Annotated in this window: 11 protein-coding genes; 4 read left to right on the top strand and 7 right to left on the bottom strand. The window is 37.7% G+C overall.

Going from position 1 to position 17,086, the window contains the following annotated elements; translation table 11 throughout:
* Positions 1 to 50: 50 nt before the first annotated feature.
* The 5 genes from ABJH98_RS07190 to ABJH98_RS07170 all read right to left on the bottom strand — a co-directional run bounded on the left by ABJH98_RS07190 (position 51) and on the right by ABJH98_RS07170 (position 11,498).
* The gene (locus tag ABJH98_RS07190; protein ID WP_348306968.1) at positions 51 to 1,142 is read right to left on the bottom strand and encodes a DUF5009 domain-containing protein; all 1,092 of its coding nucleotides are present in this window, start codon (positions 1,140 to 1,142) and stop codon (positions 51 to 53) included.
* Positions 1,143 to 1,198: 56 nt separating this feature from the next.
* Positions 1,199 to 3,163, bottom strand: a complete 1,965-nt coding sequence (gene nagB / locus ABJH98_RS07185; protein WP_348306967.1) for a glucosamine-6-phosphate deaminase — start codon at positions 3,161 to 3,163, stop codon at positions 1,199 to 1,201.
* A 291-nt stretch (positions 3,164 to 3,454) separates the two neighbouring features.
* On the bottom strand, positions 3,455 to 6,766 hold the full coding sequence (locus ABJH98_RS07180) for a VCBS repeat-containing protein (RefSeq protein ID WP_348306966.1): 3,312 nt from the start codon (positions 6,764 to 6,766) through the stop codon (positions 3,455 to 3,457).
* A gap of 72 nt (positions 6,767 to 6,838) precedes the next feature.
* Complete coding sequence (locus ABJH98_RS07175; protein ID WP_348306964.1) at positions 6,839 to 8,389, bottom strand: SusD/RagB family nutrient-binding outer membrane lipoprotein; 1,551 nt, start codon at positions 8,387 to 8,389, stop codon at positions 6,839 to 6,841.
* A 19-nt stretch (positions 8,390 to 8,408) separates the two neighbouring features.
* Positions 8,409 to 11,498: a SusC/RagA family TonB-linked outer membrane protein gene (locus tag ABJH98_RS07170; protein ID WP_348306962.1), complete on the bottom strand. Its 3,090-nt coding sequence runs from the start codon at positions 11,496 to 11,498 to the stop codon at positions 8,409 to 8,411.
* Positions 11,499 to 11,799: 301 nt separating this feature from the next.
* On the opposite strand from ABJH98_RS07170, the gene ABJH98_RS07165 reads away from it, so the two are divergent.
* From ABJH98_RS07165 to xseB, 4 genes are all read left to right on the top strand, one after another.
* The gene (locus ABJH98_RS07165; protein ID WP_348306961.1) at positions 11,800 to 12,861 is read left to right on the top strand and encodes a histidine kinase; all 1,062 of its coding nucleotides are present in this window, start codon (positions 11,800 to 11,802) and stop codon (positions 12,859 to 12,861) included.
* Positions 12,851 to 13,564, top strand: a complete 714-nt coding sequence (locus ABJH98_RS07160; protein ID WP_348306959.1) for a LytTR family DNA-binding domain-containing protein — start codon at positions 12,851 to 12,853, stop codon at positions 13,562 to 13,564. The genes ABJH98_RS07165 and ABJH98_RS07160 overlap by 11 nt, the downstream gene beginning before the upstream one ends.
* A 96-nt stretch (positions 13,565 to 13,660) precedes the next feature.
* Entirely contained in the window at positions 13,661 to 14,890 is a 1,230-nt protein-coding gene (xseA, locus tag ABJH98_RS07155) for an exodeoxyribonuclease VII large subunit (RefSeq protein WP_348306958.1), read from the top strand.
* The gene (xseB, locus tag ABJH98_RS07150; protein WP_348306957.1) at positions 14,887 to 15,078 is read left to right on the top strand and encodes an exodeoxyribonuclease VII small subunit; all 192 of its coding nucleotides are present in this window, start codon (positions 14,887 to 14,889) and stop codon (positions 15,076 to 15,078) included. Before xseA ends, xseB begins: the two co-directional genes overlap by 4 nt.
* Here xseB and ABJH98_RS07145 read toward each other — a convergent pair whose 3' ends face one another.
* Together ABJH98_RS07145 and ABJH98_RS07140 are read right to left on the bottom strand one after the other, a co-directional pair.
* Positions 15,079 to 16,137, bottom strand: a complete 1,059-nt coding sequence (locus ABJH98_RS07145; RefSeq protein ID WP_348306956.1) for an alpha/beta hydrolase-fold protein — start codon at positions 16,135 to 16,137, stop codon at positions 15,079 to 15,081.
* Between the two features lie 286 nt (positions 16,138 to 16,423).
* Entirely contained in the window at positions 16,424 to 17,083 is a 660-nt protein-coding gene (locus ABJH98_RS07140; RefSeq protein WP_348306955.1) for a response regulator transcription factor, read from the bottom strand.
* Between the last annotated feature and the right edge of the window lie 3 nt (positions 17,084 to 17,086).

Genomic DNA, 17,086 nt, shown 5'->3' with positions numbered 1-17,086 from the left:
ACAATAAATCACAATAAAACTTAAAATTATTACGACATTCTCATTTTCTCCTATACTTTGATAAAAATTTTCTTCTTATATAATATAAATACGGGTAGATAACATAATGTGACAAATGCTATTGCATAAATGAGTGACGCAAAATGATTATTGTCAAAAATATCTACCAATCCATCAAATAAGACTTGATGAATAGAACTATTCGCAAGGGGGATTATCCCAAATAGTGAAGCGAGAATACCAGATAATGCGTAGGCAGTGATTGCATTTGATCCAAAAACCTCAAAAGGAAATGTAATCTTAGTACGATACTTTAGTATATCCAGAAGCCAATAAAGCACTCCAAAGCAATTCATGGCAATACCTCCCGTATACAATACGAATGAACTGGTCCATAAACTTTTGTTAATTGGAAAGTCCATTTCCCACATCAATGCCAATACAATCAACAGATTTCCCAAGACAAATACCTTAATCAAACCATCAGTCTTATCTTCAGCTTTAAACAATAACTGACCTGCAAAAATGCCTAGCAGACCTGTGCCTATGGCTGGTATAGTACTCAGTAAGCCTTCTGGGTCCCATGTTTTACTGATACTCCACATGTGTCCAGAAAGAAATAGACGATCGAACCATGCCGCAAAATTGGTATCTGGCATCACATTAGGCTCTCCTATTCCAGGGACTGGAATAAAAGATATCAAAACCCAATACCCTATCAAGAGGCTTGTACCTATTATGACTTGTCCTTTGCTACTTACATAATGATGCATAAGAGCTATAGCAAAAAACACCAACCCTATTCGCTGAAGCACCCCTGGAAATCTCAGCGTAGATAGTTCAAAATACGGAAACCCATTCAAAAACAAACCAATTAGAATCAAATAGAGCGTTCTTTTTAAGATTTTCTTTGTGATTTGCACCCTTGCTTCACCTGACTTGGGTGAACCTAGTGAAACTGCCATACCCACCATAAAAAGGAAAAACGGGAAGATTAAATCAGTCGGAGTACAACCATGCCATTTGGCATGAAGTAGAGGAGAGTAAACATACGACCAAGAACCTGGGTCGTTGACCAATATCATAGCTGCGATAGTGAGGCCTCGAAAAACATCAAGGCTGAGAAGTCGATCTTTTGTCAAATTCTGGAATTAAAGTTGGCTCGACGAAAAATTCGTCGAGCAAAAGGTTTTACAATTTACAAGAAATGATATCTTCTAAATCCTTCAATAGCTTCATATTCTGCCAATCCGAGGTCATCATACATTTTTGCAGTTTCCCTATTTCTATCTTCTGACCTTTGCCAAAACTCACGACTATCATCGCCTTGGAATACCACACCATCCTTCTGAGATTGATGTCTAAAAATAGCCATTCTTTTTTTCATCAATTCTTCTGGACTAATTGGAACTGCCATTTCGATTTCATCAATCGGATATTCGTGCCAAGCGCCTCTATAGAGCCAAACCCAGCAGTCTTTCATGTATTTCTGCTTTTTCAAATCCTCTAATGCCGCAAATATTCCTTTTAAACATACTTCATGAGTACCATGAGGATCTGCTAAATCTCCCGCAGCATATACTTGATGAGGCTTTACTTCTTCGATCAGGTTTTTGATGATTTCGACATCAGCCTTTCCAAGTGGGTTCTTCTCAACTTTGCCAGTTTCATAAAACGGCAAGTCTAAATAATGAACTTGACTATCTGGTATTCCATAATATCTACATGCACTAATGGCTTCACCCCTTCTTATGAGTCCTTTTACCTTTCGAACATCTACTGGAGTCACTTCTTTTTTAGACTTGCTGTTCAATTCTTTAAACAGCTTATCGAATACTTTAGTATCCGCCTGGTCCCCTGCAGCGTGTTCATACAATTCTCTAGCAAATTCAGCAAACCTAAAAGCTTCATGATCTGCGACAGCTATATTCCCAGAAGTCTGGTAAGCCACATGCACTTCATGTCCCTGATCAACCAACCTCAAAAACGTACCTCCCATAGAGATCACGTCATCATCTGGATGAGGACTAAAAATGATAATTCTCTTTTTGCCAGGAGTCGCACGTTCAGGACGATTGGTATCATCTGCATTTGGCTTACCTCCAGGCCAGCCAGTGATGGTGTGCTGAAAATGATTAAACATCTTGATATTCACTTCATAAGCGCCACCTTCACCCAAAATCTCAGACATGCCGTGATCGTTGTAATCACGATCTGCAAGTTTCAGTATAGGCTTGTTTAGCTTTTGGCTCAACCAAACCACTGCTTTTCTTTTCAGGTCTTTAGACCATTCACAATCTCCAACTATCCAAGGTGTTTCGAATCTGGTCAAGTCTTTTGCAGAATTTTCGTCTAAAACGAATGTCACATCCTCATGCTCCTGAAGGAAAGTAGCAGGCACATCAGAAGATATTTCTCCTTCGACTGTCTTCCTGACAATTTCTGCCTTCTTCATACCATAAGCCATGATAACGATACGTTTAGCTTTTAGTATCGTGCCTACTCCCATGGTCACCGCCTTACGTGGGACATCCGCCATGCTATTGAAAGCAAAAGCATTGTCTTGGCGAGTCAGGTAATCAAGGGTAATCATTCTTGTAGTTGAACTGATCTTGGATCCAGGTTCATTGAAACCAATATGACCAGTCCTACCGATACCCAAAAGTTGGAAATCTAAACCACCATAACTCTCTATTTTCTCTTCATACTGCGTGCAGTACTCAGCAATGTGTTCAAATGCTATCTTTCCGCTTGGTACGTTGATGTTTTCAGATAGAATATCAACATGATCAAACAGATGATGGTGCATAAAGTGGATATAGCTCTGATTGTCAGTTTTATCCAATCCATAGTACTCATCCAGATTAAATGAAACTACATTTTGAAAGCTCAATCCTTCCTTTTTGTGCATTCGAACCAATTCTGCATAGACTTGAATTGGGGATGAGCCTGTAGCTAAACCTAAAACACACTTTTCATTTCTTTCAGTTTTATATCTGATCAAGGCGGCAATCTCTTGCGCTATGATTTTGGATGCATAGTCAGCACCATCAAAAATCTCAGTATGTATCTTTTCGAATTTGGTGGACTCCATCGCACTCCACTCCTTTCGGCTTGTCCTCTTCGATATTATTGTGGATTCTTTTACCATTGTTACGCTCATATCCAATTTTCTTTAGAAAGTGACAAATACACTTCTACCTCATTTATTGAGATAATAAAATTAGAAATTGAATGCAGTGGAAGGAAATATATTAGCTAAAGGGATATTTTTTGAAGCTAAACGGGGAATTGATTGTTGAAAGGCCTAAAACAGAAAAGATCACGCAGTACGTGACCCTTTCTAACCCAAAACTCTAATTAATCTTTTCTAACTATTACTAATTGTGGATACTAAGGTACTTGTCTAACTATTTCTCCCGAAAGTATTTAGCTGACTGGTATGAAAATGAAGCTAAATGGACGAAGGATTACTACTCTTTACTTTGTGAAAAAGTAGGGGCTTTCCGTTAATTGCTGAAACCACAAATTGTTGATCATTTATGATCACTTTGTAGAGCTTCCTTGCTTCACCATCTACAAAAAAACCTGAAACCTCAGCGTCAACTACTGAGAAACTACCAAAACCATCGCCGCTAAGTACCAATCCATAGCTTGCATCGTTTCTAGGCGTTTCTATTTCAGACTGATATAAATTCCCAACCACTAACAAGTCCAAAAGACCGTCATTATTCCAATCCTCAATAAGGAAATCATTGATACTAGAGAGCTGTGCCAAATTTGGAAACGGAATAAATTCAAATCCTAATGCTGTTGTAAGTAGTATTCCACTAGAAAAATTGGTAGCCTTATAGGACAATAAATCTAACTCGCTACTTAGTTGATATATCTCGGACAGGGATGAACTGCCGAAACTATGATAATTAGCAAATTCTTCTTTCAGTTCAGGCACTTGCTCACTTGAACACTGTCTCCCTCTGACCGGGTACAACTCTCCAAAATTGTAATATCCCAAAACAACATCTTTTGATCCATTATGGTCAAAATCTGTATAATAAACTTCAAATGGCTCTGAAGATGAAGCTTGATATTTATAATTGTCTCCAAGATTTCCAAGCAAGTAGTCTAAATCCCCATCCTTATCGATATCAACCAATTTTACTGAATTATACCACCCTCTTAAACTATCCAGTGTTGGACTTGATAATCTCGAGAATTCCCCATCATCTAAGGTAAATATGGATGGTACCATCCATTCTCCCACAATAACCATATCTTTATCTCCATCCTGATCCACATCAGCCCATTCCATGTCCGAGACTAATCCCAAATCGATTAAACCTATTGCTAATTCATCAGTGACATCTACGAATCTATTTCCCATATTTTTCAATAAATAACTAGAGGCTGGACTTGGGTAATCACCAGGCTTGTGTCTAGTTCCAACGAAAACATCTATTAATCCATCTTGATCGAAATCATGCACCTTAACAACAGAGCCACTTTCGTAAACATCTGGTAACAAATCTGATGCGTCTATGAATTCCCCTTTTGTATTAAGGTAAAACCTATCCGAGTATCTTTTATCGTTTTCATCAAACTCATTGCCTCCATTCACCACATATAAATCCAAATCCTCATCATTGTCAAAATCAAAAAATATCGCACTTATAGCTTCTGAACCTTTATCATCAAATTGCTGAGACTGGGTAAATTCACCAGTTGAGGTTTGCAAATAAAGACTTGATCTCATGCCGTATGCTTGACCCATAAATAGGTCTACTAAACCATCGCCATTGACATCACCTATAGCTACTGCAGGTCCCAACTGGGACAATTTGTGTGGTAATAAAACCTGTTTTGAATAGTCATTAAACTCGTTTTCGATATGTTGAATAATTTCTATTTGTTCGGCTGTAAAAATCTTTGATTGAGGTTGAACCTCATCAGCTTTTTTAATCGCATCTTTAGCATCCAATATCACCGTTTGATTGGATTTAATATTCTTTAGTAGATTAAAGAATCCATTTGGCCATTCAATCTTGATAGAATCAATTTTGTCTGCTATACCTACACCTACGGAAATTCCTGAAGACACGCTTGACTGAAATCCTCGCACACGATAATGTTCAAAATACTGACTGTTTTGAGCCTGATACACCCAAACCTTTGCACCTATACCTTCAGGATTTTGATCATACCCTTTAAACTTTAACTTGACAAAATTATTGGTTGAGTTATTTTGATAGATCGATGCTTTCTCGTCCATATTATTAATAATCAACTCTAAATCACCGTCGTTATCCAAATCGGCATAAGCGGCTCCATTAGATAGAGATGTTGGTAATTCTGAACACCAAGAGTCTGTTACCTTTTCGAACGTGAGATCACCTTTATTCTGGTAGAAATAATTCTTAAGTGGTTTTTTAGGGATCTTATTTATGACTTCTACCATCTGTGCCGGATTGTCCAGATACGCCGGATCAGTTGCGATCAGTTTTTTCAAATAGAGGTTAAAATCGTTATTTCTGAAATCTCGCTTGATTCCGTTGGTAATAAATATATCCTTCCATCCATCATTGTCAAAATCAGCCATGAGAGGTGCCCAGCTCCAACCCGTATTAGTTATACCGGCCAGTCGGCCGGCATCTGTAAACATAGGTGTATCATTATTATCTTTGAAAGTAGTGTTTCGTTGGAGTGTGTTGTACATGTATTGATAGTGAAACCCTTGTGACAAACGCCTGTCGAAAAGCTCAGGATTCATAGAAGGCATGCTTGTCTTGATGCCGTAATTATCCTCAGAAACCATATCTAAAACCAACACGTCCAAGGCTCCATTATTGTCGTAGTCAGCAACATCATTACCCATTGAAAAATTGGAAATATGTCGGGTGGCAGTTTGCACTACTTCTTTAAATGTTTTGTTTTTTTGATTAAGATAGATATAGTCCATTTCTTCATAGTCATTGGAAATATAAATATCTGGATATCCATCATCATTCAGATCTCCTACGCCTATCCCAAGACCATAAGAAATGGCATTGGAGTAAATACCTGATTCTATTGTTTTTTCAATGAATAAACCATTTACATTTTCAAAAAACTGATCTCCAATTTGATTAGGTTTGATTCTGCCTTTAGCTAGTTGGTCTTCAGGAATTCTCGATGGATTATGATTTAATAAATAAACATCTAAATCACCATCCAAATCATAATCAAGATAAGCGGCTTGCGTAGAAAATGCGGAACTAGCCAACCCATACTCTGCTGCTAACTCCTTGAATATTGGATTGCCAGATTGATCGTTTCCTTGATTAACATAAAGTTCATTTGTGCGTAGAGCCTCCTCTTTAAACGGACCTGAATAACAAACGTAAATATCCAATTTTTCATCAGCATTGATATCAACCATACTGACGCCAGTTGTCCACCCTTCCTTACCTTCAATTTGTACTTTCTTAGTAACATCAATGAATTCCAAATCTCCGGTATTAAGGTATAGTGCGTTAGGTCCAAGATTGCTGGTGAAAAATATATCTTCTAACCCGTCCCCATTCAAATCACCAGTAGCAACTCCTCCTCCATTATAATAATATTCATATACAAATGAGTTCATGCTTTCAGATTCGGGAATATCATTCCTAAAATTCACTCCGGACGTCAATGTACTAACCTCTTTGAACAGAACAGTTTCTTCAAGAATTGTTTCTTGCTCACAAGCAAAAAGACCTAACATCAAAATCAAATAAATTATCCTTCTCATTATGCAACTTTATTCAATGAAAAAAGACCACCCCAATAGGAATGGTCTTTTAATATATTTAATAACTAATGATTAGTTAACGTCCCACCACAATTTGAGGGTCATTACATCATCTCCTCCATTCAAAGAGTTACCTTGCTCTACACCTGCGGCATTCAACAACACAGCATTTGAAGAATATCTCAATCTCTTTGGTAAAACGTTGTCTGCTCCACCTACTGTGTTAGCAAAACCAGGAGTACCAGTGCCTGCGACGGGTTTAGTATCAAAGCCAAGTTGCTCAGCAACATTCATTCTTCTTGATACAGCCCATGCTTCATATCCATAGGTATAAGCAGCAAACCATCTTTGCAATGCAATTTGATCAAACGCAGTTGCTGCTACGAGAGTAGCCGACGGATCAGAAAGATATGTTGCGATATCTGCAGCTGGCACTTCCCAATATTCCATATGCCCTTGAATGGCATTTGTGAAATGAGTTTGAGCAGTTGCTAAATTACCAGCATCAAGTGCTACTTCCGCTTGTAGTAACTCTGCTTCTGCATAAGTCATAGCAATAGATGGCATCACATCACTTCCTTCAGAATAAATCTTAGCATTTGGCCATGAGAAAGTTTCAAAAGCACTTGCATTGATATAGTCAGCATTTCCTCCAACAATAGAACCAACATAATCTGCTGAATTCCCTGCAGTTCCACCTTCTATGGGCTGTGCAAATGCAAAAAGTCTAGGGTCATTATTAGCTTTCAAAGCATCCACCAAAGTATTACTCATTGACCATCTAGCAGCTGGTCCATCCCAGGTCCACCATACGTCACTATATCCATTGAATAAGTTATCAGCGTTCGTATAATCTCTATCCACTGCGAACGTATCATCGTTGCTGCTCAAGAAAGAACCTTCAGCCATGGCTGCTGATATAACAGCATCAGAAGTGCTACCAGAAGCATCTTTTGCCCTAAGTGCCATTCTCAATCGAAGCGTATTTGCGGCTTTGATCCACTTACTGACATCTCCACCATATACGATGTCGTTTCCAGCATAAGCATGTGTAGCTCCTACTGCTTTCAAATCAGCAATCGCAGTTCCTAATTCGGCCATGATATCATTGTAAACATCTTGCTGTGATTCGAACACCGGAGCGGGAACACCCGTACCAGCTTCAGAGTAAGGAATGGCTCCAAACTGATCCGTCATTCTCTGATAAAAGAATCCTTTCATCACTCTTGCGATCGCGTTAATAGCAGCGTCTTCAGCAGGTGCATCTACAGCTGTACCTTCTATCAATGCCACCAAATTTCCTGATACTTTTGAGTAAGGATCATCCCAAGCTGCATCAGTCCACCCAGCGTTGTACGAAAATCCTGCAGCATTACCAAACCATGTACCTGCAAAACTGAATGACCACTGATCGGCAAACCTAGATCCGAAGATCAAGTTTCCTCTCCACGTATTAAACCTTGTTTCTGCAAACGCATGTCTCTGCACATAAGTAAAGACCGGTGCTAAATTGTCACTTCCTGAGGCGGAAGGACTATTGGGGCTCGTATTCATATCCTCAAAGTCATCTGTACATGAGGCCACGGCTACGAATACCAATAATAATGATAATATCTTTTTCATAGTTCTTATTCTTAATTGATTAGAAATTAACTTTTAGGTTGAAACCATAGCTTCTGGTAGCAGGTAATGCATAAGCTTCAATACCTTGCCCGTTGCCACTGTTGTAGCCTGACACCTCAGGATCGAAATCCTTGATGCTTCTCGATATGAAGAATAAGTTTCTACCTGTTACACCAAAAGAAACTCTATTGAAAGGTGTATTTGAAAGTATGCTCGCTGGTAGGTTATATGAAAGGGTGATCTCTTTGAATTTTACAAAACTTCCATCTTTCACATAATCTTCTATAATGTTTCGTGCGCCATAATTAGAACCCCAGTATCTCATAGCAGTGGCCGCAGTTGTATTTGGATCTCCAGCTTCAGTTACACTATTTGGCACTACAATTCCACCATCGCGTCCTTCTAGTGATCTTTCACTTCCACCATTACCATCTAGCACAGCACCAGTCACGGACATGATTTTACCACCTTTTCTAAAGCTAATTAGAAAATCAAGAGCAAAGTTCTTATAAGTAAAGCTGTTCGTTAAACCTCCTAAAAGGTCCGGGTTGAAATCCCCAAAAGAAATTCTTTCCTCGGTTGCCAATGGAAGCCCCTCGGCATCTACTATGATTTGACCAGCTTCATTTCTTTGATACCCAAATCCTCTGATTTCACCATAGTTTCCTCCTGCAACTGCAGAAACGAAGAATACTCCTCCACCTCCACCTTGAGCTAAGTCAAGTGTTTCAATCCCATTTTCAGGATCTAATTCAATTACCTTGGTCTCGTTAGATGAAACGTTTAAACTGGCAGACCATGTAAACTCTCCACCTCTCAGAATCTCGGCATTCAATGCAGCTTCCCATCCTTTGTTTTCAACTTCTCCAGCATTAACCCATGCTTGGGTATAGCCAGATTCTCTAGCAGTTGAGATTGGCATGATTTGATTTGTAGTATTAGATTTATAGATTGCAAAATCTACACCGAATCGCCCTTCTAAAAATCTCACATCTAAACCTGCCTCTATAGAATTAGTCTTTTCAGGAACTAAATTTGGATTGGCTTTGGCGGCAGTAAGACTTGCAATGTTTAATCCAAGGTAAGAGTTACCATCTACTTGATACAAATCGCTTAACACATAAGGGTTTGTATCATTACCAGTCTGAGCAAATGAGGCACGAACCTTCAAAAACGAAAGTGCTCCTCCATTTAATCCATCAACTAAGTCTGAAATCACAACACTTGTTGATACCGATGGATAGAAATAAGAATTATCTCCAGCTGGCAAAGTAGAAGACCAATCATTTCTGGCTGTCCAATCCAAGAAAATAGCATTTAAGAAAGCAAACTGACCACTAGCATATACTGACTGAACTTCTTTGTCATAAACGCCTGCGCCAGCATTTACTGTTTTAGTATTTGTATTTAAAATATTGTAAACTCCTGGAAAACTGTATCCACTTCCCTGGTAACCTGCTGTAGTATTTTTGTTCTTTCTTAAGTTACCACCAAGATTCACTCCAATTGAAAAGTCTGAAGACAAATCTTTATTCATTGAAACTAGGAAATCAAAGTTTGATTCTTGAGAAGTATAAGTAAGATCATTGAGCACTGACCCATTGAATGGGTGATCTTCTTTCGTATAAGAAAATATTTTTTGAACTGTGTAATCCGTACCTCCTCTTAACATTACTTTCATCCAATCAGTAACATTATAGTTAAGCGATGTAACGCCATAAACTCTATTTCTAGAATCTTCATTATACATTTCATTAACCGTATAATAAGGGTTGTTACCATAGGTACTTACTGGTCTTCTTACATTACCGTCAGCATCATAGTAATTTGAAAGCTCATCCATGTCTGTATTTCTTGGCATACTTACCAAGTTCAACATCACATTGTCACCCCATCCAGACATACTTGGTCTGTTCTCGACTTTTTGATTTACATAAGAGATTTTAGCATCTGCTGATAACTTAGGTGTTAACTGAGAGCTAACTCTTACAGTAAAGGAATTTCTATCCAATCCACTATTTGGTACGATACCTGAATTAGATACATTAGTATATCCTAGTCTAAATGAAGTTTGTTCATTTCCTCCATCAAGAGCGATTGTGTTTGTCCAGGTTTTACCAAGATCGAAAAACTCTTTCATATTATCAGGCTGTGCACTATAAGTACCGTTCTCACCTGTCCAAAGCAACGCATTCTGACCAGACATAACCGGTCCCCAAGAACCTGCACCTCTTACAGCATCAACATCAGTTAAGAAATTACCATCAGAACCCTGACCATATGTATTTTGTAATTCAGGAAAATATGCTGCTTCCTCAAAAACAACATTTGAAGTATAAGATACACCAATACCATCGCCAGATTTACCTTTTTTAGTTGTGATTAAAATCACGCCATTAGTTGCTCTGGATCCATAAAGTGCGGCGGCTGTAGCTCCTTTCAAAACGGAGATAGTTGCTATGTCCTCAGGATTGATATCACCAATACCATTTCCGTAATCCATATTATTACCCCATTCATCAACTTGAGTACCGTTAGAAGTGTTATCAAATGGTATTCCATCTACAACATAAAGTACGTTGTTGTCACCAGTTATCGAAGAGTTACCTCTTAGAACAACTCTAGCTGATCCTGCCACACCTCCAGCATTCTGAGATACCTGAAGTCCTGCAACCTTACCAGACAATGAGTTAACAAAAGTGTTTTCTTTAGCCTCACTTACTTCCTTACCTCCTAATTCGGTAACCGCATAACCTAAAGACTTCTTTTCTCTTTCAATACCTAAGGCAGTTACTACTACTTCTTCTAGTTGTTCAGAATCAACTGCCAAAACAATATCAGCAACTGCTCTATTACCAGCTATAATTTCTTGTGTAGCATACCCTATATATGAAAATACCAGCACATCTGAATCTGATATATCCAATTTGTAGACACCTTCAATATCCGTGATGGTACCTGTACTTGTGCCTTTTACAGACACGTTCACACCCGGTAAAGCAGCGCCATCGTCTGCTCCGGTGACTTTACCAGTCAATGTCCGGGTTTGGGCTTGTGCCATTAGCACCATACCCATGACAAAACTCAATAAAAGTATTCTCTGTTTCATAGACTTAATTTTAGATTTAGTCATTATTAATAGATTTTAGCATCCACTATTTTGATTAATATTTCAGCCTTATTAAAAATAAATAGCTGAATGGCGTGATTTTGCCTTTGAATGATGCCATGAACTACTAACTACCAGACAAGTGTTCATTTTTGCAGTTGAGCTTTGACTAACTACCATCGAGCGAATTATTGCTACTACTTACTTAAATTTCAATAATATATCGGACTTTTTCATTTTACAACTGATAGTAATATTGTTAACTTCCGATCAACTTTTTTTTAAGCCAGAAGATACCCGCATGCAAGGAACCATAAGCTTTGCGAAAAGACCAGTTGTATATCACACGCTATTTTGGGTGATTTACTTTTCTTTCAATTGGATTCGGTGGGGGTCTTACTTCGACGATTATGCATACTCTTTTAGTTCGAATCTTGTAGAGTTTCCTCTTCATATTGTCCTTGTATATTTCAACATATACTATTTGATGCCAAAGTTGATTCCACGGAAAGTGACTTGGTATATTATTATTCTGTTTCTATCTACACTTGGTATTACCATCATCCGGATAATATTGACTTATCTTTTTGTAACTACTGAAGTATACAAAGAATCCGGTGTTCAGAATCTACCTCTATTCAATTTCAATTATGTGATGGCTTCATTTATTGGCGAAATCTATGTGGTAGCCATTGGTACAGCCATCAAAATGACGATAGACTGGATTCAGTTCAAGAACAAAACTACGGAGTTGCAAAAAGTAAATCTGGAAACGGAATTGGCATTTCTTAAATCTCAAATCCAGCCTCACTTCTTTTTCAATACGCTCAACAACTTATACTCACTGACACTAGACAAGTCCAATAAAGCACCATATACTGTCTTAAAGCTATCAGAATTGATGAGTTATGTCATTTATGACGCTAAACAAAAACAAGTGCCTCTGGTTAATGAAATTAAGCACATCCAAAACTATTTAGATCTTGAAATGCTTCGCTATGGCGAAAGACTCAATGTTGATCTAGAAATATCTGGAGATATTGAAGGTAAGTTGATTCCACCAGTGCTGCTATTGCCATTTATTGAAAACAGCTTTAAACACGGTACCCGATTGATCGGTCAGGATATTCCTATACTGATCTCGCTAAGTGTTAAAGACGGTAGATTGATTTTTATAACCGAAAACAATAAATCCCCAGGCCCTATTGCCGACAATGGCTTGCAAACTTATAACCATGGGGTCGGTTTAGAAAATACAAAAAGAAGGCTTAAATTGATTTACGATACAGACTATATGCTTGAATTGATAGAGGGCGAGGATAAATATAGAACTGTTTTAAACATACCATTGAATGAAAATTAATTGTTTGATTATTGACGATGAGCCATTGGCCATCAATGTGATAAAGAATTTTTTAGTCAACTTCAAGAATTTTGAGGTTGTAGGAACTTGTAAAGATGCGGTAGAAGGGTTTAATTTTTTATCTAATCAGGAAGTTGATGTAATTTTTCTTGACATCAATATGCCTACTATATCAGGATTGGATTTTCTGCGAAGCTTGCAAAACCCACCAGCAGTGGTGATAACCACTGCTTATCGCGAATATGCGGTAGAAAGCTTTGAGTTAGATGTAATTGACTACTTGGTCAAACCTTTCTCCTTACAAAGATTCATGAAGACGATCAATCGTATCGAACAAAGAAGTGCCGAAAAAGAAATCAATGAAGGAAACAGTTCTGACGATGGTGAAAAAGCTCATGTGTTTTTCAAAATTGACAAAAAAATGATCAAAGTTTACTTGGACGATATTCTATATATCGAGAGTTTGAAAGACTACGTGAGGATCAAAACCTATGATGAAAGTTTAATCAACCACAATAACCTGGTAGGCATTGCAGAAATATTACCAGGAGATGAATTTGTAAGAATACACCGCTCCTATATTATCGCGAAAAACAAGGTGAAAGCCATCGATGGAAATCAAGTGGAGATCGCTGACAAACTTTTGCCAATTGGTAGAAACTACCAAAAAGACATTAAGAACCTACTTTTGGGAACGGAGTAAATTTTTATTCTAAAATATCCATGACTAATTTTCAAAAGCCGATCTATTTGTGATTTGAAATTTGGCTTTTGGTGTTTATTCTCGGATTTTTGATCTGTGAATCACTACTCCTTATACGAATTCAATTTACTTGTCAAAAAAGTACTCTCTGAGCAATTAGAAAGGTCTTACTGGATCATAGCTGAAATTGGACAAATCAACTTGCATGGCAACGGGCATTGCTATCTTGAACTAGTAGAGAAAGACAATAGCTATGTAAAAGCAAAAGCACGTGGTACCATTTGGGCCAATGTATTTCGTGAGATACATCCCTGGTTTGTTTCTCAAACCGGAACGGAATTGAAACAAGGCATGAAAGTTTTACTTAATGCTTCCTTTGAGTTCCATGAAGTTTATGGTATCAGCCTAAACATCAAGGATATTGATGTCAATTTCACGATAGGTGAAAGAGAAAGAAAAAAACAAGAAACCCTCCAGCAACTTGAAGCAGAAGGTATTATTGAAATGAATCAAGGTTTGGAGTTGCCTATAGTCACTCAACGTTTGGCTATTATCAGTTCTGAATCTGCTGCTGGTTACGAGGATTTCATGAATCAATTTGAAAGCAACGCGTATGGCTACCGAGCGACATTAAACTTATTCCCTGCTACCATGCAAGGTGATGCTGCCCCTCAGTCTATTATTGAATGTCTTCATCAGATTCATGAATCAGAAAATGACTATGAAGCTGTAATTCTTATTCGCGGTGGAGGATCTAAAATGGATTTAGATTGCTTTGATGATTACGAACTTTGCGCACACCTGGCACAATTTCCTCTGCCTATTTTGACTGGTATTGGACATGAGCGGGATCAATCAATTGCTGATTTAGTGGCGCACACGAGATTAAAAACACCAACTTCTGTCGCTGAGTTTCTGATTACTAGAATGCTAACTTTCGAATCTGAAATTAATCAGATGCAGGAGAATATAGCACAGCATACACAGGAACTGATATTTCGTCAGTCAGAAATGATCAACGACTTGAATTTCAGATGGCAGTTGAGCGCTAAACAAATTGTTCAGCACAACACTTACCAACTCGAACAAATGGATCACCTAATAAAACAAAAACCACAAGCTATTGTCAATCAATTCAAATTGAATTTGTCACATAACCAGAAATTGATTGAAGCATACAACCCGCAAAACTTACTAAACAAAGGCTATTCTATTTCCAGAATTAATGGAAAAGTAATAAAGAATCAAAAAATAAAACCAGGAGACGAATTGGAAACCCAAACAGCCTCTCAAACAATAATGAGTACAATAAATAAAGTCAAATGAGTAAAAAGAAGCTTACGTATCAATCCGCCTACGACGAACTACAATCCATTTGTGATCAACTGGAATCTGAGGAAGTAGATGTAGATCAGATCACAGATTTAGTAAAACGCGCCAATGAATTGGTTAAGTTTTGTCAGGATAGACTGAGAGGGATAGAAAAAGACCTGAGTACAGTATCTAAAGACTAACTACTCTAACGACTTGGCTCGTATTTTTACTTTTTTATTAAAATCCCGATAAGTAACCACTACTTCCAGGTTTTCTTTTCCATAAAGCTCGAATCTTCCTTCTTCATAAACTTTACCATCTTCTGGATTGAGCACCTTATAATCCCCCTCATAAGCCAAAGAATACTTTAATCCATTTTTGCAAGTGACTATGGGGTTCAATCTTGTGAATTTCTTACCCGGAGTAGATTGGCTAGGAATTATTTCAATCTCAACCTCCATTTTAGAAATGTCTCGATTTTTCAAGCCAGCAAACACTAAAAATGGCATCTCTATGCGTTTATTCCAGTCTTTCATGGTATGTGCTGCATCAGGCACTTCTGAATAAAAAATGTCTTCATTGATCTGAGCCCCATTTTCTTTTAATAGCTTTTGAAATGGTACATAGTAATTCCATTCAGCTGTTCCTATATCAAACCATATCTTTTGGCCATTTTGATATTTGGATGCTTCTTTGAACAAGACAAAATCATCGACCCAAAAAGAAGCTGATAATCCTGCAGCCATAGAAAATGTGTCTGGGTGGTTCAACAGCATCCAAATGGCATTCAGCCCACCAAATGAAAATCCAAATATGGCTCTACCCTCAGCGCTTTCAATAGTTGCATAATTGTTATCAACATAAGAAACTACTTGATTAACCAAATAATCAGCATAATAATCCGCATACGAACCGCCATCTGGCATTCGTTCAAAGCGACTGTCTTGATACGGCACATACTTTTCAGTTCTTAAGTAATCAGCAGCAATACCTACTACAATCAATTCTTGAATATGCTTATATTGTATTAAGCTGTCCAATGTGTGTTGGAGCTGCATGGTGATAGCGGGATGCCCAAATAACATCTGCCCATCATTAAAATACACTACTGGATAGTTTTTGTCCTGGTTGTAATTGGGAGGGGTGTAAATATCAACCTGAGTTCCTTCAATCTTAATTAAATCTACTTTTCCCTGAGCTGAGACAATTAAATTTAAAAAAGTACTAAAGAATAGAAAGCATGAGATTTTAACTGTCATGTTGTAAAAACATTCAATCTATCTCATTCCACTATTGATGGAGTCTTTCAGCAATGATTATGTTTTTTTCGAGTCAGAAAATACTCGACATCTACTGGATTAACTTTTGGAGTTGACCATCCAAATTTCTTTTTGATCCGGCCAATTAGTTTGCGCAGAAATTTCATATGTTTAGTAGCTTGGTTGCTCCAAAGTTACGAAATTTTACTCATGAGGTTCAATAAAAAAATTGCTTTCAGAGTCTCATGTTTTATTTGAAATATTATAATACAAAAAAATATACTCTTTATAAGTCCTTAAATAATGCCCTTTCCAAAGCATAAACTACCAAACCTGCTACATTTTTGCAGCCCGTTTTTTCAAGCAAATTTCTTTTATGTGCATCCACGGTTCGCATACCTATAAATAGTTCATCCGCTATTTCCTTGTTCGAGTACTCCTTACATATCAGATGTAATATTTCTAGCTCGCGAGATGTTAATGGAATCTCTATGGACAATCTTTGAGTTGGTTTTTTATTCTTAGAAAGATCATTCATGATGATATCTGTCACCTCTTGAGAATAATACTTGTTTCCAGACATTACCGTTTCTATAGCCTTCAACAACTCTTCTTCTGAGCAGTTTTTCAACAAATATCCAGTTACGCCCGCCTTTAGCATTTGTTTGATATGATGATTTTCATTCATCATAGTTAAGGCAATTACCTTCACATCAGCATTCACTTTCAACAATTCACCAGTCAATGTTATACCATCCATTTCGGGCATCAAGATATCTGTGATCACAAGATCTATCTGCGACGAATCATATTTTTCAATAGCCTCCGTTCCGTTCTCAGCTTCCATGCTCACCAAATAGCTATCTGAATCTTCCAGAAAGGACTTAATGCCTTCTCTTATCATTTTATGATCATCTACCAGTAGTATTCTAATTTGATTGGTCATAAT

Origin of the sequence: Reichenbachiella sp. (genome assembly GCF_039969095.1) — a bacterium.
Taxonomy (GTDB): Bacteria; Bacteroidota; Bacteroidia; order Cytophagales; family Cyclobacteriaceae; genus Reichenbachiella.
The sequence above is the reverse complement of the archived record's forward strand: the minus strand, read 5'-3'. Positions and strand labels throughout refer to the sequence as shown.